23 protein-coding genes are annotated in these 20,774 nt (G+C 41.2%); 3 read left to right on the top strand and 20 right to left on the bottom strand.

Going from position 1 to position 20,774, the window contains the following annotated elements; all coding sequences use genetic code 11:
- Window positions 1-29: 29 nt before the first annotated feature.
- The 9 genes from CU633_RS06165 to CU633_RS06205 form a co-directional block, all read right to left on the bottom strand.
- Window positions 30-965, bottom strand: coding sequence for a YybS family protein (locus CU633_RS06165; RefSeq protein WP_101658850.1), 936 nt, complete (start codon window positions 963-965; stop codon window positions 30-32).
- A 320-nt stretch (window positions 966-1,285) separates the two neighbouring features.
- Entirely contained in the window at window positions 1,286-1,531 is a 246-nt protein-coding gene (locus CU633_RS06170; RefSeq protein WP_101658851.1) for a hypothetical protein, read from the bottom strand.
- A gap of 111 nt (window positions 1,532-1,642) precedes the next feature.
- Window positions 1,643-1,885 (bottom strand): 30S ribosomal protein S18, encoded by a 243-nt coding sequence (gene rpsR, locus CU633_RS06175; protein WP_101658852.1) that lies wholly within the window; start codon window positions 1,883-1,885, stop codon window positions 1,643-1,645.
- Window positions 1,886-1,934: 49 nt separating this feature from the next.
- Window positions 1,935-2,426 carry a single-stranded DNA-binding protein gene (gene ssb / locus CU633_RS06180; protein ID WP_101658853.1) on the bottom strand — a complete coding sequence of 164 codons (492 nt, stop codon included), beginning with the start codon at window positions 2,424-2,426 and terminating at the stop codon, window positions 1,935-1,937.
- Window positions 2,427-2,502: 76 nt separating this feature from the next.
- Complete coding sequence (gene rpsF / locus CU633_RS06185) at window positions 2,503-2,790, bottom strand: 30S ribosomal protein S6 (protein WP_101658854.1); 288 nt, start codon at window positions 2,788-2,790, stop codon at window positions 2,503-2,505.
- Between the two features lie 229 nt (window positions 2,791-3,019).
- Entirely contained in the window at window positions 3,020-4,120 is a 1,101-nt protein-coding gene (gene ychF / locus CU633_RS06190; RefSeq protein WP_101658855.1) for a redox-regulated ATPase YchF, read from the bottom strand.
- A 175-nt stretch (window positions 4,121-4,295) separates the two neighbouring features.
- Window positions 4,296-4,682: a molybdopterin dinucleotide binding domain-containing protein gene (locus CU633_RS06195; protein WP_257958544.1), complete on the bottom strand. Its 387-nt coding sequence runs from the start codon at window positions 4,680-4,682 to the stop codon at window positions 4,296-4,298.
- A gap of 122 nt (window positions 4,683-4,804) precedes the next feature.
- Window positions 4,805-5,002 carry a DUF951 domain-containing protein gene (locus CU633_RS06200; protein WP_101658857.1) on the bottom strand — a complete coding sequence of 66 codons (198 nt, stop codon included), beginning with the start codon at window positions 5,000-5,002 and terminating at the stop codon, window positions 4,805-4,807.
- Window positions 5,003-5,012: 10 nt separating this feature from the next.
- The gene (locus CU633_RS06205) at window positions 5,013-5,900 is read right to left on the bottom strand and encodes a mechanosensitive ion channel family protein (protein ID WP_101658858.1); all 888 of its coding nucleotides are present in this window, start codon (window positions 5,898-5,900) and stop codon (window positions 5,013-5,015) included.
- A gap of 291 nt (window positions 5,901-6,191) precedes the next feature.
- Here CU633_RS06205 and yyaC point away from each other — a divergent pair, with 291 nt between their 5' ends.
- Window positions 6,192-6,815, top strand: coding sequence for a spore protease YyaC (gene yyaC / locus CU633_RS06210; RefSeq protein ID WP_101658859.1), 624 nt, complete (start codon window positions 6,192-6,194; stop codon window positions 6,813-6,815).
- A 16-nt stretch (window positions 6,816-6,831) separates the two neighbouring features.
- Here yyaC and CU633_RS06215 read toward each other — a convergent pair whose 3' ends face one another.
- The 11 genes from CU633_RS06215 to rpmH form a co-directional block, all read right to left on the bottom strand.
- Window positions 6,832-7,548, bottom strand: coding sequence for a DUF554 domain-containing protein (locus CU633_RS06215; RefSeq protein ID WP_101658860.1), 717 nt, complete (start codon window positions 7,546-7,548; stop codon window positions 6,832-6,834).
- A gap of 134 nt (window positions 7,549-7,682) precedes the next feature.
- Complete coding sequence (locus CU633_RS06220) at window positions 7,683-8,540, bottom strand: ParB/RepB/Spo0J family partition protein (protein ID WP_101658861.1); 858 nt, start codon at window positions 8,538-8,540, stop codon at window positions 7,683-7,685.
- Window positions 8,533-9,294, bottom strand: coding sequence for a ParA family protein (locus CU633_RS06225; protein WP_101658873.1), 762 nt, complete (start codon window positions 9,292-9,294; stop codon window positions 8,533-8,535). Before CU633_RS06225 ends, CU633_RS06220 begins: the two co-directional genes overlap by 8 nt.
- A 260-nt stretch (window positions 9,295-9,554) precedes the next feature.
- Window positions 9,555-10,424, bottom strand: coding sequence for a nucleoid occlusion protein (gene noc, locus CU633_RS06230; RefSeq protein ID WP_101658862.1), 870 nt, complete (start codon window positions 10,422-10,424; stop codon window positions 9,555-9,557).
- Window positions 10,425-10,541: 117 nt separating this feature from the next.
- Window positions 10,542-11,258: a 16S rRNA (guanine(527)-N(7))-methyltransferase RsmG gene (gene rsmG, locus CU633_RS06235; RefSeq protein WP_101658863.1), complete on the bottom strand. Its 717-nt coding sequence runs from the start codon at window positions 11,256-11,258 to the stop codon at window positions 10,542-10,544.
- Window positions 11,259-11,279: 21 nt separating this feature from the next.
- On the bottom strand, window positions 11,280-13,169 hold the full coding sequence (mnmG, locus tag CU633_RS06240) for a tRNA uridine-5-carboxymethylaminomethyl(34) synthesis enzyme MnmG (RefSeq protein WP_101658864.1): 1,890 nt from the start codon (window positions 13,167-13,169) through the stop codon (window positions 11,280-11,282).
- A 117-nt stretch (window positions 13,170-13,286) separates the two neighbouring features.
- Window positions 13,287-14,672, bottom strand: a complete 1,386-nt coding sequence (gene mnmE, locus CU633_RS06245; RefSeq protein WP_101658865.1) for a tRNA uridine-5-carboxymethylaminomethyl(34) synthesis GTPase MnmE — start codon at window positions 14,670-14,672, stop codon at window positions 13,287-13,289.
- A 313-nt stretch (window positions 14,673-14,985) separates the two neighbouring features.
- Window positions 14,986-15,630 carry an RNA-binding cell elongation regulator Jag/EloR gene (gene jag, locus CU633_RS06250; protein WP_101658866.1) on the bottom strand — a complete coding sequence of 215 codons (645 nt, stop codon included), beginning with the start codon at window positions 15,628-15,630 and terminating at the stop codon, window positions 14,986-14,988.
- Complete coding sequence (spoIIIJ, locus tag CU633_RS06255; protein WP_101658867.1) at window positions 15,627-16,406, bottom strand: YidC family membrane integrase SpoIIIJ; 780 nt, start codon at window positions 16,404-16,406, stop codon at window positions 15,627-15,629. The genes jag and spoIIIJ overlap by 4 nt, the downstream gene beginning before the upstream one ends.
- 269 nt (window positions 16,407-16,675) lie before the next feature.
- Window positions 16,676-17,044, bottom strand: coding sequence for a ribonuclease P protein component (gene rnpA, locus CU633_RS06260; RefSeq protein WP_101658868.1), 369 nt, complete (start codon window positions 17,042-17,044; stop codon window positions 16,676-16,678).
- A gap of 129 nt (window positions 17,045-17,173) precedes the next feature.
- Window positions 17,174-17,308: a 50S ribosomal protein L34 gene (gene rpmH / locus CU633_RS06265; RefSeq protein ID WP_101658869.1), complete on the bottom strand. Its 135-nt coding sequence runs from the start codon at window positions 17,306-17,308 to the stop codon at window positions 17,174-17,176.
- A 624-nt stretch (window positions 17,309-17,932) separates the two neighbouring features.
- On the opposite strand from rpmH, the gene dnaA reads away from it, so the two are divergent.
- The gene (gene dnaA, locus CU633_RS06270; RefSeq protein WP_101658870.1) at window positions 17,933-19,279 is read left to right on the top strand and encodes a chromosomal replication initiator protein DnaA; all 1,347 of its coding nucleotides are present in this window, start codon (window positions 17,933-17,935) and stop codon (window positions 19,277-19,279) included.
- A gap of 196 nt (window positions 19,280-19,475) precedes the next feature.
- Complete coding sequence (dnaN, locus tag CU633_RS06275; RefSeq protein ID WP_101658871.1) at window positions 19,476-20,612, top strand: DNA polymerase III subunit beta; 1,137 nt, start codon at window positions 19,476-19,478, stop codon at window positions 20,610-20,612.
- Window positions 20,613-20,774 lie beyond the last annotated feature (162 nt).

Below are 20,774 nucleotides of genomic sequence, written 5' to 3' on the forward strand. Positions count from 1 at the left end.
TCCTATAACAGTAGTGAACTGTCAGTCATCTACTTTATTAAACGCTGTCTTAAATTAAAGCCTAAGTCAATTATACCTAATATCCTTACAATATAAAGAATAAAAGGGAAAAGGCACGCGAGTATTGTTACAAAAATAGGAACCGCTTTTGAATAGCGTTTTACGTAGCTTACAAAAAAAATAAATGAAAGTCCCTGTAAAACCATAAACAGCTGCAGAATATACACCAAGTTCACAAGTGCCCAGTACCAGTATGTCCCTTCTTCAGGCCTGATGAGCAATGATGCAATTAAAGCAAATAAATAGTACCAAAGCAAGCTTTTTGGCAGAACAAGTTCACGCAGAGGCTTCCACTTCGGTGGTTTCAATCCAAGTCTCCTTGCTATAGGCATCGAGATTAGCTGAATAAAAAATACATTTAAAAACGAAAAAAGCACAATCAGGCTTGGCATTAAAGTTTCCATCACATCAATTCGCGCTTCCAATTGTTCGATGGCCCGACTATCCGGCTTCTGGCCGACGGAGCTGAGTATCTGAATCGACATGTCGACCGACTCGCGCAAAATCTTCATTAGCTCTGCAATAAAGTCTATCTCAAATACGATGACTGCAACAACATACTGCACGATCAAATTGATGAGGAATACGAATGAGGCAGCGATAAAAATAACAAGTCTGCTCTTTTGTTTTTTTATTAAATGTCCGGTTATTAATCCAGTCAACCCAAAGCCCAGAGCTAAAGAAATACCCAATAACGAACCAACAATGAAAGACAGCACGATTGACGCAACCAGGAATACAGCCGAGTTTTTCAATTCATATTTAGCTGAAAACAAAATAAACGGCAATGGCAAAAAGTAATTTATGGCAGCGCCGATAACCGGCACATAGAGCGTGATCAGCAATAAGACTGTATAAATGGCCAGAAAAACGGCACCTTCTGTCAACTTATAAACATTTTTCATAATTCACCCCTGATTCATTTCCCCATAAACTCTATTGTAGCTACTATGAAGAACACGTTCAACCATACTGATTCAAAGCATAAGAAAATGAAAATGGATGCATTGGCTGGAGACATTCGAGGTTCTCTTGCCTTAAAAGTAATTTTATTTATGTGTTTATTATTTTGCAATTAAGAAGGGAGTCTTATCGTACACCGGTAGTTTTCAAAAACCGCTTTTCCATTTCAATTCCAGATTATTAAAAATGGATATTAAAAAAGAGCATAAAGGAGTGAGGTTCACTCACCTTATGCTCTCTCTTTTTTGATCATCGCTTCATGCTAACTGCTGGTAGCTTCATAAAGATGGCTTTCAACAAAGAAAACAATCTTTTTTTGAAGTTCCGGATCGATATTTTTGGAAGCATATTGTTTTTCGGCTTTAGATATGTAATCACAAATTTGTCTATTCTTGGAGGCTTTTTTCAGTGTTAACTCCCCATTGAGGAGTTCAATTGCAGCAGCCCGGACTTCTTCTCGATCAGTTAAATAATAAAGAAGTCCCGCTATGTAACTTGTTTTATCCATCCAGGTTCCTCCTTTTATTACTTCATAAAAAGAATTCCATATAGATGGGAAAAATCCTGCTTTTTTTTATAAAAAAAGACAACAGAATGATTTCTGCTGTCTTGCAGTGTATTATTCGCCTGAAACGTATGGCAATAAAGCCATTGTACGAGCGCGTTTAATAGCAACTGTTAATTTACGTTGGTATTTTGCGTTTGTGCCTGTTACACGACGAGGTAAAATTTTACCGCGTTCTGAGATGAATTTCTTAAGAAGATCTACATCTTTGTAATCGATATGAGTGATTCCGTTTGCTGTAAAGTAGCAAACTTTACGGCGTTTTGCACGTCCGCCTCTGCGTCCTCCACCTGCCATTTTTATTTCCCTCCTTTATTTCGTTTTTTTACCGGCCATTATATGAGCGTTAAAATGGAAGATCATCATCCGAGATGTCAATTTGCCCAGTGTTGGCAAATGGATCTTCATCCACACGCGTATATCCTTGGTTGCGCTGATTCTGATTATTGTTTCCACCGAATGGGGAGCTTTGTTCACGCGGGCTGTTGTAACCGCCCTCGCCTCTGTCACCTGAAGCCCCTCTTGGTTCAAGAAATTGAACACTCTCAGCCAATACTTCAGTTACATAAACACGCTTTCCGTCCTGACCCTCATAGCTGCGAGTTTGAATTCTGCCATCCACTCCAGCAAGACTGCCTTTTTTCAAGAAATTTGCTACATTCTCAGCTGGTTTGCGCCAAACTACACAATTGATGAAGTCTGCTTCCCGTTCGCCCTGCTGATTCGTAAAATTACGGTTAACAGCAAGAGTGAAGGTTGCGACAGGTACTCCATTTGGTGTGTATCGTAATTCGGGATCCTTTGTTAACCGACCGACAAGAACGACACGATTCATCATCAGAATCAACTCCCCTCATCCAGCAAATGTTTCACGTGAAACATTTTAATAAGCCGGAAATTTTTTATAGTTCTATTTATTCTTCTTCTTTAACAACCATATGACGAATGATATCTTCGTTGATTCTAGCTAAACGAGAGAACTCATCAACCGCAGCTGCTGGAGCGTTGACTTTCAGAATTTGGTAGTATCCGTCACGGAAATCATTGATTTCATAAGCAAGACGGCGTTTACCCCAATCCTTTGTTTCAACTACCTCTGCACCATTGTCAGTTAGAATGCCATTAAAACGCTCAATTAGCGCCTTTTTAGCCTCATCTTCAATGTTTGGACGGATGATGTACATAATTTCGTACTTTCTCATCACTTTCACCTCCTTTTGGTCTACACGGCCCGAATGGGCAAGGAGCAACTATACATTACTCACAAGTTCAAATTATAGCATAATGATGGTCTAAAGGCAATGATATGCGGCGAATAATCTTTTTTAACATTTGATATTCGTTTCACGTACATAAACAGCCTTTAAAATAAAACTCAGCTGGTTTTTACAAAAATAACCCTGCAGCAAGTACAGAGTTATTTCTATCTTATTAAACATTAAAACGGAAATGGATAATATCGCCGTCTTTCACTTCGTAGTCTTTGCCTTCCAACCGGACTTTTCCTGCTTCTTTTGCAGCTGTCATACTTCCGGCTGCGATCAGGTCATCGTAAGAGATTGTTTCGGCACGGATAAATCCTCTCTCAAAATCAGAGTGGATGATTCCGGCACATTGGGGTGCTTTCATTCCTTTTCGGAACGTCCAGGCACGAACTTCCTGTACACCTGCTGTGAAGTAAGTGGCTAACCCCAACAAATTATAAGCCGCGCGAATTAACTGGTCCAAACCGGATTCTTCAATGCCCAGCTCCTGCAAAAACATCGCCTTTTCTTCGCCCTCAAGCTCGGCAATTTCCGATTCGATTTTCGCACAGACAACGATCACCTCCGCATTATCCCCTTCCGCGAATTGTTTCACTCTCTGGACGTATTCATTCGAAGATGGGTCTGCGACATCATCCTCATCAACGTTTGCAACATAAAGAACGGGCTTAATCGTCAGAAGGTGGAGCCCCTTGACAACTTTCATTTGTTCTTCTGTAAACTCCACTGTGCGCGCTGGTTTTTCTTGTTCGAACGCTTCTTTCAGCTTTTCAAGAATTTCAAGCTCAAACACAGCATCTTTATCTTTTTGCTTGGCCATCTTTCCAACGCGGCCAATCCGCTTTTCAACTGACTCCAGATCAGCCAGTATCAGTTCCAAATTGATCGTTTCGATATCATCAATCGGGTCTATTTTTCCGGATACATGGGTAATATTATCATCCGCAAAACAACGGACAACCTGGCAAATTGCATCAACCTCACGAATATGAGAAAGAAATTTATTTCCCAATCCTTCTCCTTTGCTGGCGCCTTTCACAATCCCCGCGATATCAGTAAATTCGAACGTTGTTGGTACTGTTTTCTTCGGTACAACCAGCTCTGTTAATTTATTCAAGCGATGGTCGGGAACTTCGACGACCCCGACATTCGGATCAATCGTACAGAAAGGATAATTTGCCGCCTCTGCTCCTGCCTGCGTAATTGCGTTAAACAAAGTAGATTTGCCGACATTTGGCAAGCCTACAATACCTGCTGTTAAAGCCATCCAGGTTCACTCCTCAAACATAATTTTATCTATTCAAATCCGTTTCCGGGTGCTAACCAAGCCTCTCACAATTATAGATAGTACCAGATAAAAACACAAGCCCGGGAAGCGTCGCTGTTTCTTTTCAAAAAACAAGCACCTCTGATAAGCAGGGTGCCTGTTATGATTGCTGTATTTAAACCTTTTCGATATTGACAAGGCAATCATAAACCGTGCTGCCAAGCCCGTTATCCGATACATCACTTGAAGTAAGCAGATTGACCGCGCCGCCGTATTTCCGGCCGGTTCCTTCATCGATATTGATTGTGCCGGGATGTGCCTGCTTCATGATCGAGACGTACCCGTTTATTTCCCCCCGCTCATTCCAAACTCTGACAAAATCATTGTCTGCAAGTTTTCTCTTTTCAGCAATATCTGGTGAAATTTCTACTTTAATTCGCTTCTGACCATTCAGTAAATGATAGTGCTGAGAATGGTTGGAACGAAGCGGATGAAGCGACAACAAAGTAAATGGGTATTTTTCAGCCAGCTCCGGCTGGCTCCATTTTGACTCATGTGGCAAGGCAAGCGAAAGCTCGCCCCGCTTGCCTTTTCTAATCGCCGCAGTAGAGAGGAATTCATATTTGCCGCAAACACTTTATTTCTTTTTAGAATAATCGATTCTAACAAAAAAAGAAGCATGAACTACTCTTCATGCTTGCTTATAATTTTTTTCATTTTCCGTGAAAACTCGCGGCGCGGTATTAGTACACTATGTCCGCACCCTTCACATTTAATTCGGATATCCATGCCGAGTCTAATAATTTTCCAGCGGTTCGTTCCGCAAGGATGAGGCTTTTTCATTTCAACAATATCATTTAGGCCAAACTCCTTCAGCTCCATAAATATCCCCCTATTCTTTTCCTAACTGCTTCCGCTTATTTAGCTCATCTTCTTGGCGGGAATACATGACAAGACGAGGATATGGTACATCCATCCCATGTTCATCAAGACACATTTTGATATCCTTTCTCAGCATCCTTGCCACACCGAAATGCCGCATTGGCAAAGTTTCAGCGACAACCCGCAGTACGACCTCTGAAGGGTTTAGCATGTGCACTCCTAAAAGTTCCGGTGGCTTGACGAGATCCTCATACTTATCGGGCAAATTTTCCAGCAGATTTGAAATAATTTTTTCAGCCCGTTCGATATCTCCTTCATAGGCAATTGACACATCAACGACTGCGATGCTGTTGTGGAGCGAAAAATTCGTCACTTCCGTAATGCTTCCATTCGGCAAAATATGGAGTTCTCCTGTCCAGTTTTTGATTTTCGTCGTTCTCAAGCCAATTTCTTCAACCGTCCCCTCAAACTGGCCAACCCGGATATGGTCGCCGACAGAAAACTGGTCTTCAAAAATAATAAAAAATCCGGTTATAACGTCACGAACGAGATTCTGGGCCCCAAAGCCAATTGCTAAACCGGCAATTCCTGCTCCGGCCAATATTCCCGTTACATTAATCGTCAAAGTCGATAAAATCATAATAAAAGCAATGAAATATACTACATAAGAAAGAATATTTTCAAGCAGCTTCATTAAAGTCGCTTCCCGGCGCTCAGATATTCGGAGCGGAGAACGGGTGCGCACTTTGAAAATATTACGTATCGCCAATCTTCCAATGCGGATGACAATTCCCGTTAATAAAATGATGGCAAGAATTTTCAAAAAGCCTTGTCCCATCAATATCCAAAATTTATCATTTAAGATTTTATCCAAGAAATCATTAAATACTTTCTCCATAAAAACACCTCAACATAAAATCGCTGAATTTCAACCATTCCTGGCACCCAAATAATATCAATCATATTGTTGGGGAATTCAGTCTTGATTTATTTTAACAAGTTTCTTGGAAACTTTGTAGTTTCAAAACCCACCTCAAGTAAAAAAGGGAATCTGTATAGGTATTTTTCACTATCTATAAATTTGTTCCATGCCCTTTTACCCTGTTTATCGATTTCTCATTACAGGTATGTATACGTAACATACTTTTTCCGTATACTGTTACTACTTACCCGAGAAGGAGTGGAACCAATGAATCTAAAATCCAATTTATTCGAGAAAAGAGGCGGCTTAGCGAGAATTCTTCATGATGAACAGCTGGCAACCATGAAGCTCGCAAATGAACTTGCAGCACTGATGTCTGCAGTAAAAAGCCGCCCGATTGTTCTGGTCTGTATAGGTACAGACCGTTCTACCGGTGATTCATTAGGTCCACTTGTCGGTACCTTGCTCGAAGAAAAAAACATAGCTCCTTTTCATGTGTACGGAACTTTGGAAGATCCGATCCATGCTGTAAATTTAGAAGAAAAATTACGCGAAATTGAAAAGAAGCACTTCCATCCTTTTATTATTGGCATTGATGCATGCCTCGGCCGGTTAAAGAGCGTTGGTGTCATCCAGGTTGGTGAAGGACCGGTTAAGCCCGGGGCAGGCGTGAACAAAGAGCTGCCTCCAGTCGGAGATATTCATATTACTGGAATCGTGAACGTTAGCGGATTTATGGAGTTCTTTGTGTTGCAAAACACTCGCCTCAATTTGGTATTGAAAATGGCAAAAACGATTGCTGAAGGAATTTATGTGGCCAGCCTATCATTTGACCGCAAGCAGGCATGGCACCAAATAAACTGGAAAATCGATCAAGAGCAGACTCTGTAGTAAAGAGAGCTGCTTTTTAAAGGAATCTCTCATATCCGTATAGGATCGTGACAAGAATTCCTGTAACAAGGATGCCCGGAAGCAGGTTTGCGACGCGTATTTTTGTGATACCAGTGAGGTTCAGGCCGATTGCAAAAATCATGATCCCCCCGCTAGCCGTCATTTCAAGGATAAAGCTGTCCATTAATGCTTCCGGAATGAAGCGATTAATTTGTGTCGCGAATAATGCAATCGTTCCTTCATAAATTATGACAGGAAAAGCGGAAAATAATACGCCCATTCCCAGTGTTGTGGTTAATATGAGCGCAGTAAAGCCGTCAATAATTGCTTTTGTATACAACACATCATGGTCACCGCGAATGCCGCTGTCCAATGCTCCAATAATCGCCATCGCACCAATTACAAAAATGAGTGTAGCTGTGACAAATCCTTGTGAAATACTGCCGCCACCCGCATCAGAACCGACTTTTTTCTCCAGCCAGCCTCCGAGTGAATTCAGTTTTTCTTCCAAATCCATCAGTTCTCCAATGACTGCCCCGAGTACAAGACTTAAAATAACAACAAGAAAATTGGCACTTTTAAAGCCCATTTGCAGGCCGAGTACAATCACTGCAAGTCCAATCCCGTGCATAACCGTGCCTTTTATTCTCTCGGGAATGCGGTGAAGCAGCTTTCCCAATAAAGATCCAATGATAATTAACAAACCATTCACAAGTGTACCCAATAAAAACATTTTTACTCACCTTTGCCGTTTATTTCGTTTTGCGAAAAGCCGAATAATATTAAACTATCATGATAAAGTTGCTTTTCCCAGTGTTTTTTTATAACTGTTCAGCCTTCAAAAAAAATAAACCATCAATTGATGGCTTATAATGTTGAATCCCCGTTATCCAATAACTCGAGAATTCTCTCCAAATCTTCTTTCGAGAAAAATTCTATTTCAATTTTCCCTTTATTTTTCGACTGTTTAATATTGACGGTGGTTCCAAATCGGTCCCGTAGAAAAGCTTCGCGATCGCGAATGAAAATGTCTTTTTCAACTTTAGGTTTTTTTGTTTCACGTGAAACATGTTCATTTAGTTGTTGAATCAGCTGTTCAAGCTGGCGGACATTTAAATTCTCTTTGATTGTCTTTTCGACAACAGCGGGCAGTTTTTCTTTATGGCGCAATCCCAATAAAGCACGGCCATGTCCCATCGATATTTTTCCGTCTGAAATCAATTCTTGTATTTTGGGCGGAAGTGACAACAGGCGAACGTGGTTTGCAATATGCGGCCGGCTTTTGCCAAGCCGTTTCGCCAGTTCTTCCTGGGTGAGTCCAAGCTTCTGCATCAGCATTTGATAAGCTGCCGCCTCTTCAATAGGCGATAAATCTTCCCGTTGAAGATTTTCGAGGACAGCCAGTTCCATCATTTGCTGTTCAGTCAAGTCCCGGACAACAGCCGGAACTTTCTCAAGCTTAGCTTCTTTTGCTGCTCGAAAACGCCGCTCCCCAACAACAATTTCATAGCCTTTTATCGTTTTTCTGACGATAATTGGCTGCAGTATCCCATGTTCAAGAATCGACTGTTTCAATTCGTCGATCGCTTCTTTTTGAAATATTTTTCTCGGCTGATAAGGGTTCGGACGAATTTCCTTAACATCGATTTCCTGCACTACTTCTTCATTATTTGCTTCCATGTTCGCAAAAAATGCATTTAATCCTTTACCAAGACCTTTAGCCATTTGCAACCACTTCCTTTGCCAAATCTAAATACACTTCAGCTCCACGTGATTTAGGATCATAAATGATGATTGGCTCTCCATGGCTGGGAGCCTCACTAAGGCGGACGTTTCTTGGAATAATGGTTTTATAAACTTTGTCCTGGAAATATTTTTTCACTTCTTCAATTACTTGAATACCCAAATTGGTACGGGCATCAAGCATCGTTAGTAACACACCTTCGATTTTCAGATCGTGGTTAAGATGTTTCTGGACGAGCCGAACGGTGTTTAAAAGCTGGCTGAGTCCTTCTAACGCATAATACTCGCACTGTACCGGAATTAAAACGGAATCGGATGCAGTTAAAGCATTAATGGTCAATAACCCGAGTGATGGCGGGCAATCAATAACAATATAATCAAAATTTCCTTTCACTTCTTCGAGGGCACGCTTTAAGCGGACTTCTCTTGAAATAGTCGGAACGAGCTCAATCTCTGCTCCTGCCAGCTGGATTGTAGCAGGAATCGCATATAAATTTTCAACGGACGTTGGCTTAATCGCTTTAATTGCTTCTACATCGTCTACTAAAACATCATAAATACATTGTTCGACATCTGCTTTTTCAATTCCGATCCCGCTTGTTGCATTCCCTTGAGGATCGATGTCAACCAAAAGTACTTTTTTCCCTATGTATGCTAAGCAGGCGCCTAGATTAACAGAAGTAGTCGTTTTGCCGACTCCCCCTTTTTGATTCGCGATCGCAATGATTTTGCCCACGATGTCACCTACCTTTACTTCCAATAATTAAACCTTCGCTATCAAAAAACAAATCTCTTAAATGACAGCAAGCGAAAAAAGGGTTTCGTCCCTTTTATGATAGGAACAAAAAGCCCATGAATATCGTATATTTGCAACCATGTATTCTATTTTATCATGAAAAACTGATGAGCATAGTTTTTTTCGCAAAATTGTATAAGCAGAAAATTGGTAAAAGAAAAAAGAGAGGCTTTTTTTAAGCCTCTCTTTTTTGGCAATAATTATTTTTTCTTCGGTATTCTGATCGTAAACTGATAGAAATCCTCGTGTTCTTCTTCTTTTGCATCAAGATTTATGCCGCTGTCAGTCACCATCGATAACGATTGGCGAATCGTGTTGACGGCTATCCGCATATCTTTGCTGAAAGCTTTTCTTTTCGGCTGCGGTTTTTTTTCTGTCGTATCGAGCATTTTGATAACGCGATCTTCTGTTTGTTTTACATTTAAATTTTTTTCTATAATTTCAGACAGTAATTTTAATTGTTTTTCAGGCTCCTTAAGCGGAATAAGCGAGCGGGCATGACGTTCGGTAATTGCTTTATTTAAAAGAGCATTCTGTACTTCCTGGGGAAGCTTAAGAAGGCGGAGCTTATTGGCAACTGTCGATTGTCCTTTTCCCAACCGCTGTGCCAGCGCTTCCTGAGTTAAATTATGAAGCTCCAGAAGTTTTCCATATGCTATTGCTTCTTCTATTGGTGAAAGCTCTTCACGCTGCAGGTTTTCAATCAGGGCGACCGAAGCAGTTTCTGTATCGCTTAAATTCTTTATGATTGCGGGAACTTCCTCCCAGCCAAGCTTTTTCATTGCCCGCCAACGCCGTTCACCTGCAATGATTTCAAACTGGCCTTGCTCATATTCCCTTATGACAATGGGTTGAATAACGCCATGTGTATGGATCGTTCTTGCTAACTCATCAATTTTTTCATCGACAAAAACTGTTCGTGGCTGAAAACGATTTGGAACAATCCGGTCAATGGGAACTTTCTTTATTTCCTCGACTTGATTGGGTTCAACCTGTTCGTCCGCCTGTTCTATGTCAATGTGTTCTCCTTTTTCGCCTAGGCCAAAAAGGCGTGAAAAATTAGGCTTCATCACCCTGCACCACCTTTACGAAACTCCCTAATACATATTCTTCATGAAAATGACAATTTCCTGCTAATAATAGTTCCCTTTAAACAAATTATGCCACATTGCGAGGAAAAAGTAACTCTATTCTATCGGAGTTTTATTTGGTGTCCCTGGTTTCCTCGGATATTTCTTCGGGGTTTGCTTTTCTTTGTTGATAACTAAAATATTTCGTTCGCTTCCTTCAACAGGCAGCAAAAAGGAATGGATATCCTTTAGCTTTCCACCCAAAATGGCAAGCGCTTTTTGACCCGCTTCCAGCTCATCATTGGCACTCGCTGCTTTCATCGCAATAAATGTTCCGCCAACTTTAACTAACGGCAAACAAAGCTCGCTTAATACAGACAGCCTCGCAACTGCTCTTGCCATTACAATATCATACGCTTCACGATGCTCGCGATTCTGCCCGAATGTTTCAGCACGATCATGGATAAAGCGAACATCCGTCAGATTTAGCACCTGGGCAAGATGCTGCAAAAAAGTAATCCGTTTGTTTAATGAATCGACAATCGTTACATTTAGGTGCGGAAAAGCGATTTTAATCGGGATACTTGGAAATCCCGCGCCTGCGCCTACATCACAAATGTGCAACGGTTCGGTAAAATCTACGTAAAAAGAAGCTGAAATGGAGTCAAAAAAATGCTTTAAATAAACTTCCTGCTTATCTGTAATTGCAGTCAAGTTCATTTTTTCGTTCCACTCCACAAGCACCCCGTAATATTTTTCGTATTGGTCAAGCTGGTGTTGAGAAAGGTTAACCCCTTTCTCAGCCAGCGTTTTTTGAAATTGGTCTGTATTCATGTCCAGTCCCCTCAGCCTGTATCATTCATTGGAAACCCGGGCAATCCGTCCTTGTTCGATATAGACAAGCAAAATAGAGATATCTGCAGGATTGACACCTGAAATCCGTGAAGCTTGAGCAATTGACAATGGCCTTACTTGTTTTAATTTCTGCCGTGCTTCGGTAGCCAGGCCAGTTATTGCATCATAGTCAATATTTTCAGGGATTTTCTTGTTTTCCATTTTCTTTAAGCGATCGACTTGTTGAAGTGACTTTTCAATATAGCCTTCATACTTTATTTGAATTTCAACCTGTTCAGTTACATCAAAATCAAGCTGAACATCACTTGGCGCAAGTTGATCAATCTCGCTATAGGTCATTTCAGGGCGTTTTAGCAGATCAGAGGCACGAATCCCGTCTTTTAATTCGCTTCCCCCGAGGGAGCGGATTAATTCCTGAACTTCTTCATTCGGTTTCAGGATGATCGACTGGAGCCGTTTCTTTTCTGCTTCGATTGCCGCTTTCTTGCGATTGAACTGCTCATACCGTTCTTCTGTAATTAAGCCGATTTTATATCCGATGTCTGTTAACCGAAGATCAGCATTATCATGGCGAAGCAGCAAGCGGTATTCTGCTCTTGAAGTTAACAGTCTGTACGGTTCATTTGTTCCTTTTGTAACGAGATCATCAATCAAAACTCCGATATATGCATCTGATCGGCTTAAAATAACTTCTTCTTCCCCCAACGCATTTCTCGCAGCATTAATACCGGCCATTAAGCCTTGCCCTGCTGCTTCTTCATACCCTGAAGTTCCGTTGATTTGGCCTGCCGTATACAAGTTTTTGACGAGCTTTGTTTCTAATGTCGGCCAAAGTTGGGTAGGCACAATTGAATCATATTCAATCGCATATCCCGGGCGCATCATTTGCACATTTTCCAAACCGGGAATCGTCTTCAGGATTTGAGCCTGTACATCTTCAGGCAAGCTTGTTGATAAACCTTGAACATAAACTTCCTGCGTGTTTCTTCCTTCCGGCTCCAGGAATATTTGATGGCGCGGCTTATCGTTAAAACGGACAACCTTATCTTCGATGGAAGGGCAATAACGCGGACCCGTTCCTTTTATCATTCCTGAATACATCGGTGAACGATGCAAGTTATTGTCAATCAACCGGTGTGTATGCTCATTCGTATAGGTTAACCAGCATGGAAGCTGATCGGTAATATACTTCGTAGTCTCATAAGAAAACGCACGCGGAGTATCATCTCCCGGTTGAATTTCCGTTTTGCTGTAATCAATGGAATGACTGTTTACGCGCGGTGGTGTCCCCGTTTTAAATCTGACTAAGTCAAAGCCAAGCTTCTCAAGATGCTCGGAAAGCTTGATCGATGGCTGCTGATTATTCGGACCGCTTGAATATTTCAATTCTCCAAGGATAATTTCGCCGCGCAAGAACGTTCCTGTTGTAATGACAACCGTTTTCGAACGGTAGATCGCACCTGTTTTTGTGATAATCCCCTTGCAGACTCCATCTTCTACAATTAATTCTTCAACCATTCCTTGAACCAGGGTGACATTTTTTTCATTTTCAATCGTTTTCTTCATTTCTTGCTGATACATAAGTTTGTCCGCCTGGGCACGGAGAGCCCGTACGGCCGGACCTTTCCCGGTGTTCAGCATTCTCATTTGGATATAAGTTTTATCAATATTTTTGCCCATTTCGCCGCCAAGCGCATCAATTTCGCGGACAACAATTCCTTTAGCAGGGCCGCCGACTGATGGGTTGCACGGCATAAAGGCAACCATATCAAGATTGATCGTAATCATTAAGGTTTTTGCTCCCATGCGTGCTGCAGCAAGTCCTGCTTCACTGCCTGCATGTCCGGCACCAATTACGATCACATCATATTTACCAGCTTCGTATGGCATTTTCGCTGCCTCCTTATTTGTTTATTTTATTCACTTCTTTTCTTATGCTTACAGTCCCTCGAGTAGTGGAACCAATCTTTTTTTAATTGTTTCCGCTGAAAGAAAGGGCTTCTCCGTTTATTTGCCCAAACAGAATTGGGAGAACAATTGATCGATCAGGCTTTCATGGACGCTGTCACCAATAATTTCACCGAGCTGTTCCCAGGCTCTTGTTAAGTCGATTTGGACGATATCGATTGGAGTTCCCATTTCGACTCCTTGAATCGCTTCTTCGATCGAATGGAGAGATTGGCCGAGCAGAGCAATATGGCGGGTGTTGGAGACGTATGTCATGTCCCCTGCTTCAATTGAGCCGGCAAAGAAAAGGGAGGCAATCGCCTCTTCCAAATCTTCAACACCTTTATCCTCGAGCAAAGAGGTCGTGACGATTTTATGATCTTTTGCAAGCTCTTTGACCCTGTCCATATCGATTTGCTGGGGCAGGTCCGTCTTGTTGATAATCACAATAACGTCCATGCCTTCAACTGCTTTGAAAATATTTTCATCTTCTGCAGTCAGTTGATCAGAATAATTAAGTACGAGCAAAATTAAATCAGCTTCTTTTAGCACCTGGCGGGACCGTTCCACACCAATCCTCTCGACAATATCCTCTGTCTCGCGGATCCCCGCCGTATCAAGCAGCCTCAGCGGCACACCCCTGACATTGACATATTCCTCAATGACGTCTCTTGTTGTTCCTGGTATATCGGTAACAATTGCTTTATTTTCATGCACAAGACTGTTCAGCAACGAAGATTTGCCTACATTTGGGCGTCCAACGATAACGGTTGAGAGGCCTTCTCTTAAAATTTTTCCTTGTTGTGACGTTTGCAGCAGCTTTTGTAATTCGCCGCGTACATATTGCGCCTTATCCAAAAGCATCGCATGGGTCATTTCTTCCACATCGTCGTACTCGGGGTAATCTATATTCACTTCGACATGAGCAAGTATCTCCAATATTTCCTGGCGAAGCTTTCTAATCAACTTTGAAAGCCGCCCCTCCATCTGGTCGAGAGCCACGTTCATCGCCCTGTCTGTTTTGGCGCGAATTAAATCCATAACAGCTTCCGCCTGTGACAAATCGATTCGTCCATTAAGAAAGGCCCGTTTTGTAAACTCCCCTGGTTCTGCGAGGCGTGCCCCACTATTTAAGGCAAGCTGCAAAACGCGATTCACAGAAACGAGACCGCCATGACAATTAATCTCTACTACATTTTCCCTTGTAAATGTTTTAGGTCCTCTCATTACGGTGACCATCACTTCCTCAGCCACTTCTTTCGTTTTTGGATCGATAATATGGCCGTAATGGATTGTATGGGAGGCCGCATCAATCATGCGCTTCCCGCCTGGACCGCGGAATAATTGATCAGTGATCTCGAAAGCCCGGTCACCACTGAGCCGTACAATCGAAATCGCACCTTCTCCCATCGGGGTCGAAATAGCCGCTATTGTATCAAACTCCATCCATCTCACCTCTTTTCGATAAAAGCTATATATGATAACTGTTTAGTTCAGTATATTTTGTCCTGAGGCTAACTTATCATTTACCTTCATGGCAAATCGTTAAAATTACTCAAATATCCACCGGCTGAATTTTAATGGCTATACAGCCAAAAATGTTATCCACAAATGAAATATGGACCATCCTTTATTTTAACTTATCCACATGTGAATAACAATAAAACGAGATACAAATCGATTGTTCTTAAAAATACCATAAAACACCGAATTGACAAACACAAAAAACTCCCGTAGTCCGGGAGTTCTGAATGGTTACTTATTTTTTTACACTCTGCTTTTCTTGTGTTACAGGAGAGATCACAATATGACGGTGCGGCTCGTTACCGTCAGAATAGGTTCTGATTCGGCTGTTATTGACCAACGCCGTGTGGATGACTTTCCGTTCATAAGAAGGCATTGGCTCCAAGGCAACATTTTGGCCGGTTCTTAAAGCTTTTTGAGCAAGCCGTTCAGCTAATTGAATTAATGTTTCATTTCTTCTGGTTCGGTAGTCTTCAGCATCAAGCAGGACGGTTAAATATTGATCCGAAAAGCGATTGATGACCAGCTGCGTTAAATATTGCAGTGAATTCAGAGTCTGCCCTCTTTTACCGATTAACAAAGCAATTTTTTCACCGGATAGTATAAACTGGATTTGTTTGCCTTCCCGAATTACTTCGATGTCGATTGCAGCACCCATCTTTTTGCTCACATCAATTAAAAAGCTTTTTGCCTCTTCAATCGGATCAATTTTTAGTGTCGCTTTAACAATCGCTGGACGTGATCCGAAAATTCCGAAGACTCCTTTTTTTCCTTCATCCATGATCGTAATATCTGCGCGGTCTTTTGAAGTATTTAACTGAGCTAAAGCTGATTCGACTGCTTCGTTGACTGTTCGTCCTGTAGCAGTAACTTGTTTCACTTTTTGGCTCCTCCCGCTTTACCGGTCGCAGGAACTTTTTTAAGGTCCGGACCTTTAATAAAATAAGTTTGAACAATCATGAAAATATTACCAACCACCCAATATAACGACAGGGCAGCAGGAAAGTTAATTGCAAAAACGATGATCATAACCGGCATGATCCAAAGCATCATCGCCATTTGTGGATTTTGGCCTTCAGTACCTGCCATCATGATTTTTTGCTGGATGAATGTCGTTACCCCTGCGATTAAAGGCAAAATGTAATAGGGATCCGGTGCGCCAAGGTCAAACCATAAGAAATTGTGCTCGGCAATCTCCCTTGTCCGGGAAATGGCATGATAAAAGCCAATTAAAATCGGCATTTGAATGAGCAGTGGGAAACAGCCTGCCAGGGGATTAACCCCATGTGCCTGAAATAACGCCATTGTTTCCTGCTGGAGTTTTTGCTGGGTTTTTTGATCCTTTGAGCTGTATTTTTCACGCAGCTTCTGCAACTCCGGCTGCAAAGCCTGCATCGCTTTTGAACTTCTTGTTTGTTTGATCATTAACGGAAGAATCACCAAACGTATTATTAGTGTAACAAGGATGATCGACATCCCGTAGCTTCCGCCGGCAAATTCAGCCACTTTCACAATCAACATGGAGAGCGGGTATACAATAAACTCATTCCAAAAGCCTGTGCTTTCGGATGTAATCGGTTGGTTATATTCCATACAGCCTGTTAAAAGCGCCGTAAGCGCAATCAAACTGGCAAAAAGAAGTATTCGCTTTTTCAACCGTTTTTTCCTCCTAACTGCTTAATGGTGATAAGGAATATATATTAAGAAAGCTAAAGCGCGGCCCCCGACAAAACTTAAAGCCGTTTGTTCATATTGCGGAAACAAGCTTGCGGTCCGGACGGTAAAGCTAAACTTTAAACGAATCAAATGGGGAGCTCGGTAAACAATGGCACTTATGCATGTCCCTTTTATGAATCCAAATGTATTTTAACATCTTTTAAGAGGAAGTGCCTTTAAAAGGATAAAAATAATAATGAAAAAAAAATTTACTGTTTTTCATTATTGCCAGTACGGGAGTGTTTCAATACCTTCGCAAGCTTTAACACATGGGTTAAGCTTTTCTTAATTTCATAAAGCTCCATTTCCGAAGTTGGCTTGCGCGCAATAATGACATAATCGTTGCCGCCATATATTTCGTCCTGAAAGTCTTGAAAAGACTGGCGGATATACCTTTTTACTCTGTTTCTCGTCACCGCGTTGCCAATTTTTTTGCTTACCGATAATCCAATTCGAAAAAAAGGCTGTTCAGGTTTTTTCAGCACATAGACAATAAATTGCCGATTCGCAACAGATTTTCCTTTCTGGAAAACCTCCTGAAACTCTTTATTTTTTTTAATGCGAAATTCTTTTTTCATCGCTAAACACCTTCAATCGTAAGTGGATCATGACAGCAGTTAAAACTCCATTCGATCAGCGAAAGCTAGTCCCTGCTTTGCTCGAATGAATGATTTTATGAGAAAAAAGACCACTGACGTTTCAGTGGCCTAAGCAGATAATACTTTTCTTCCCTTCCGGCGGCGGCGGGCAAGGACTTTACGTCCATTTGCTGTGCTCATGCGACTGCGGAATCCGTGAACTTTGCTATGTTTACGTTTATTTGGTTGATAAGTTCTTTTCATTATATGACACCTCCCTGAGGAATTGCTGTAAAAGACAGTCTTTCTAATTATATAGACGCACCCTGAAAAATGTCAACTCCCCGGAAAATAAATCTTTTTTTCAATTCCTCTTTAAAACTTTTTCCTGCTTATTTTTTTAACGAATAAAACGAATATGAATATTATTTCCACAAAACAAAAAATTTCAGCTAAATGCGCCTCCTGCCTTGTTGGGGATAAAATTCGACAGCTTTTTTATTATCCACAGCAGATACTGACAGCTTTTTCACACTATCTTCCACTGTGGACAATTTTTCTGCACAGGATGTTTCTCTTGTGGATAAAGCTTTAAAAAGCATTGCACCTCTTACGATTATTTGATATTATATTTGTGTTTTCACTCTGAATAAGTGATTGTTGATAAATGTATTATCCACAGATTGTGGATAAGATGTGGACAGGTTATCAAGCGGGTCTGTAAAACTTTGTCCACAGCAAGTGGATATTGTCGAATAACCTCTTTTATTCCTTATTATATATTTTTCCACATCCAATAGTTTCGTATATTGATTGAATTACGCAACTTGTACAAGCCGTACAACCATTTATATTCACAAAAATCCAAAAGAGAAGGAGGGATATTTGTTGGAAAATATTGCGGACCTCTGGAACAACGCTCTTGCTAATATTGAGAAAAAAATCAGCAAACCAAGCTTTGATACATGGCTTAAGTCGACGAAAGCCCATTCCCTGCAAGGGGATACATTGACGATAACCGCGCCAAATGAATTTGCCCGTGATTGGCTGGAAGAGCGATATTCCCAACTGATTTCCGGGATTCTATATGAAATCACCGGGGAAGAACTCTTGGTTAAGTTTATTATTCCGCAAAACCAAAATGAAGAAGAAATAGACTTGCCTCTTCCCCAGAGAAGATCACTCAAAGATGAAGATCCACCCGAGCTTCCGCAAAATATGCTAAACCCGAAGTATACATTCGATACATTTGTTATTGGATCGGGAAATCGGTTTGCACACGCTGCCTCACTTGCTGTAGCCGAGGCACCTGCAAAAGCGTATAATCCTCTTTTCATCTATGGAGGAGTTGGATTGGGAAAAACGCATTTAATGCATGCAATCGGCCATTATGTCATCGACCATAATCCTTCAGCCAAGGTTGTTTATTTATCTTCTGAAAAATTCACAAACGAATTTATCAATTCAATCCGGGATAATAAAGCGGTTGATTTTCGCAATAAATACCGAAATGTTGATGTGCTGCTGATTGATGATATTCAGTTTTTAGCGGGGAAAGAACAAACCCAGGAAGAGTTTTTCCATACTTTTAATACTCTCCATGAAGAAAGCAAACAAATTGTTATCTCAAGTGACCGGCCTCCAAAGGAAATCCCGACTCTCGAGGACAGGCTGCGTTCCAGGTTTGAATGGGGATTGATTACAGATATCACTCCCCCCGATCTCGAAACACGGATCGCGATTTTGCGAAAGAAAGCAAAAGCGGAAGGACTTGATATTCCGAACGAGGTTATGCTTTATATTGCCAATCAAATAGATTCGAATATACGAGAACTGGAAGGTGCCCTGATCCGGGTTGTTGCTTATTCATCACTGATTAACAAGGATATCAATGCATATCTCGCTGCTGAAGCATTAAAGGATATCATTCCAAGCTCAAAACCGAAAGTGATTACGATTCAGGAAATACAGCGAATTGTCGGTGAACATTTCAGCGTGAAGCTGGAAGATTTTAAAGCGAAGAAAAGAACAAAATCTGTCGCCTTCCCCAGACAAATTGCCATGTACTTGTCGAGGGAATTGACCGATTTCTCACTTCCGAAAATCGGCGAAGAGTTTGGCGGACGGGATCATACAACCGTCATCCATGCCCATGAAAAAATTTCAAAGCTGGTCCAGACCGATGCTACATTGCAGAAACAGCTTAAAGAAATCAATGACATGCTAAAAATTTAACAACAGCAGAAACGGGAAAATGTGAATAACTTTTGCCTGCTTACACACAGTCTATCCACATGTGGATAGACTGTATTTCCTTTATCATATCCAGTTATCCACATAACCACAGGCCCTACTAGTACTTCTACTAGTTTTTTACTTAAAAAAATATATATTTAAAGCTTAAAAATTGCTAAAACGGAGGATTAAAAAAATGCGCTTTATCATCCAACGCGACCGGCTCGTTCAGAGTGTTCAGGACGTTATGAAAGCAGTCACATCGAGGACAACGATTCCGATTTTGACAGGAATAAAAATCGTGGCGACAGAGGATGGAGTAACATTAACAGGAAGTGATTCAGATATTTCAATAGAATCGTTTATTCCCCATGAGGAAGCGGGAAGTGAAAATGTTGAGATTAAACAAACTGGTGCAATTGTTCTTCAAGCCCGCTTCTTCAGTGAAATTGTCAAGAAGCTGCCAACTGATTCAGTTGAAATTGAAGTGCAAAATCATTTGCAGACTATCATCCGCTCCGGAAAGTCAGAGTTTAATCTTAATGGCCTGGATGCAGAAGAATATCCACACCTTCCACAAATTGAAGAAGAAAATGTCTTTCGAATTCCTACCGATCTGTTAAAGACAATGATACGCCAAACCGTTTTTGCAGTGTCCACCTCAGAAACACGACCGGTGTTGACAGGTGTAAACTGGAGAGTCGAAAATAATGAGCTTACCTGTATTGCAACAGACAGCCATCGTCTTGCATTAAGAAAAGCAAGAGTTGAAGCGGAAAACAACGGCAACTATAATGTTGTAATTCCCGGAAAAAGCTTGAATGAGTTAAGTAAAATTTTAGACGACCATAACGATCCGATCGATATCGTCATAACTGAAAACCAGGTTTTGTTTAAAGCAAAGCATCTTTTATTTTTTTCAAGATTGCTCGAAGGAAACTATCCGGATACTTCCAGGTTAATTCCGAATGAAAGCAAGACCGATGTGGTGATTAACACAAAGGACTTTTTGCAGGCCATTGACCGTGCAGCGCTGCTTGCCAGAGATGGCCGAAATAATGTAGTCAAATTTTCTACTTTAGAAGGCGGATACGTTGAGATTTCTTCCAACACGCCTGAGATTGGCAACGTTGTTGAAGAAGTTCAAACAGAAACGATCGAGGGAGAAGAATTAAAAATCTCCTTTAGTGCAAAATACATGATGGATGCTTTAAAAGCCCTGGAAGGAACAGAAATTAAAGTTAGCTTTACTGGAGCGATGCGGCCGTTTTTCATTCGCCCGATCAACGACGAATCGATTCTGCAGCTGATCCTCCCTGTCAGAACATATTAATTTTTTTAAAAATGGCCCGAAAGTGTATTTTTCTTTCGGGTATCTTTTTTATTCCCCCGGAATAGACATTCAGGGTTGAGTAAAAAATGAAAATACAGACATAATAAGTTTCATTCCTTTCGCTGTGCTCAAGGCACAAAAATTTAATGAAAGTACTCTCTA

The organism is Bacillus sp. V3-13 (assembly GCF_002860165.1).
Classification (GTDB): domain Bacteria; phylum Bacillota; class Bacilli; order Bacillales; family Cytobacillaceae; genus Bacillus_BJ.